Origin of the sequence: Pseudonocardia pini (assembly GCF_013870575.1) — a bacterium.
In the GTDB taxonomy this organism is placed as follows: domain Bacteria; phylum Actinomycetota; class Actinomycetes; order Mycobacteriales; family Pseudonocardiaceae; genus Pseudonocardia; species Pseudonocardia pini.
Genome location: NZ_JACBXB010001196.1, coordinates 1 through 1115 on the forward strand (window position 1 = coordinate 1; position 1115 = coordinate 1115).

Sequence of the window (1115 nt, forward strand, 5' to 3'; positions counted from 1 at the left end):
CCGACGACTCCGGCGCGAGCTGGGCGAACGCCGCGCCCTGGTCGTCGAGTCACTCGCCCCGGTGCGCGGGGACCGAGCGGGTGCCCACGTCCTGGTGCCCCTGGAGTCGCCCGAGCGGGCGCGGGAGGTGCAGCGGCTCGCCGCGGCGCGGGGGATCGGGGTGGACCTGCTGGAGCGGCACGGGAGCGGGGAGGGTGGGATCGTGCTGGGCTACGCGGGCCCCACCCGCGCCGAGCTCACCGCCGCGCTGCCGGTCGTCGCAGGCCTGGTCCGGTCATCGGTTGGTCGCTAGGCTCCGGAGCCCGCACCGGAGCGAGAGGCGACCGTGATGACGCGAACCCCGACCGAGGTCCTCACCGACCACCTCAAGGCGCTGAACAGCCACGACGCCGACGCGGTCGTCGCCGACTACGCGCCGGACGCCGTGCTGATCCTGCCCGGCGCGGCGATCGAGGGCGCGGAGGCCGTCAAGGCCGCCTTCGCGGAGACCTTCGTCCAGCTGCCCAACGCGGTCTTCAGCGAGAAGTCGATCACCGAGTCGGGCGGCACGATCCTCCTCGAGTGGACCCTGGAGGCCGACACGGCCACCGCGACGGACGGCATCGACACGATCGTCGTGCGGGACGGCCTGATCGTCGCGCAGACCGCGAGGTTCACCCCGCAGCCCCGCTGAGCACTCAGTCGCCTGCAACCGGGGTGCGGCGTTCGACCGGCCCCACCGCACCCAGGCGCAGCTCGATCGACTGGGTGCCCGAGCCGCCGACCTCCACCTGGGCGGCCGCGGGGACGTGCACGCTCGTGGTGACCGTGTACGAGCCCGGGGGGATGCGGGGGACGGCGAAGCGGCCGTCTGGCCCGCTGCTGGTGGTGGCGACGACCTCGCCCACCCCGTCCACCACGGTGACCAGGGCGGAGGCGAGGACTCGCCCGTCCGGGCCGCTGACCGTGCCCGCGAGCGCGCCGCCCGCGGCCAGGACCAGCTCGACCACGGCGCCCTCGGGGGTGACCGGGACGGTGGTCGCGGTGGGTTCGTGGCCCGCGAGGGTGGCGGTGAGGGTCGTCGAGCCGACGGGGATGTCGGCGAGGCGGAAGCGGCCGTCGTCGTCGGTGAGGGT

At 75.2% G+C, this 1115-nt stretch carries 2 protein-coding genes and 1 pseudogene; 2 read left to right on the forward strand and 1 reads right to left on the reverse strand.

The genetic code is table 11. From position 1 onward, the window contains the following. Both H5J29_RS33780 and H5J29_RS33785 read left to right on the forward strand, forming a co-directional pair. Positions 1–292: pseudogene (locus H5J29_RS33780) on the forward strand (PLP-dependent aminotransferase family protein); the annotation flags it as partial. 36 nt (positions 293–328) lie between these two features. After that, positions 329–673: a nuclear transport factor 2 family protein gene (locus H5J29_RS33785; RefSeq protein ID WP_181784921.1), complete on the forward strand. Its 345-nt coding sequence runs from the start codon at positions 329–331 to the stop codon at positions 671–673. A 4-nt stretch (positions 674–677) separates the two neighbouring features. Here the strand turns inward: H5J29_RS33785 and H5J29_RS33790 are convergent. Further along, on the reverse strand, positions 678–1115 hold a 438-nt coding region (locus H5J29_RS33790; protein WP_181784922.1), incomplete at its 5' end, for a carboxypeptidase-like regulatory domain-containing protein.